Source organism: Roseateles sp. P5_E1, assembly GCF_054049335.1.
Genome location: NZ_JBFUMN010000370.1, coordinates 1 through 569, shown reverse-complemented (window position 1 = coordinate 569; position 569 = coordinate 1). Strand labels below are relative to the sequence as shown.

Genomic DNA, 569 nt, shown 5'->3' with positions numbered 1-569 from the left:
GTTCAACAACCAGTACGGGATGCGCGTAACCGGCAGCCTGTTCCTGCCGCGCGGGATGGACCGCACCACGCCGCATGCTGCGCTCGTGGTCGGTCACCCGATGGGCGCGGTAAAGGAGCAGTCCTCGACGCTGTATGCCACCAAGCTGGCCGAGGAGGGCTTTGTCACCCTGGCCATCGACCTGTCGTTCTGGGGCGAAAGCGGCGGTGAGCCGCGCAATGCGGTTTCACCGGACATCTACGCCGAAGACTTCAGCGCGGCAGTGGATTACCTGCGCAGCCAGTCCTTCGTCGACAGGGACCGGATCGGCGCGCTCGGCATCTGTGGCAGTGGCAGCTTCGTGATCAGTGCCGCCAAGATCGACCCGCGCATCCGCGCCGTGGCGACGGTGAGCATGTATGACATGGGCGCGGCCAACCGCGATGGCTTGGGCCACGCGGTCACGCTGCAGCAGCGGCGCGCGGTGATCGCCGCGGCAGCCGAGCAGCGCGACGTGGAGTTCGCCGGCGGCCCGACCCGCTACACCAGTGGCTCGGTCCACCACATTGATGCAACGTCCTCGCCCATCG

Annotated in this window: 1 protein-coding gene; it reads left to right on the top strand. The window is 67.3% G+C overall.

Annotated features, from left to right (window positions below; genetic code table 11):
- Window positions 1-19: 19 nt before the first annotated feature.
- Window positions 20-569: alpha/beta hydrolase (locus ACXJKJ_RS31580; protein ID WP_457395632.1), on the top strand; the 550-nt coding region annotated here is incomplete at its 3' end.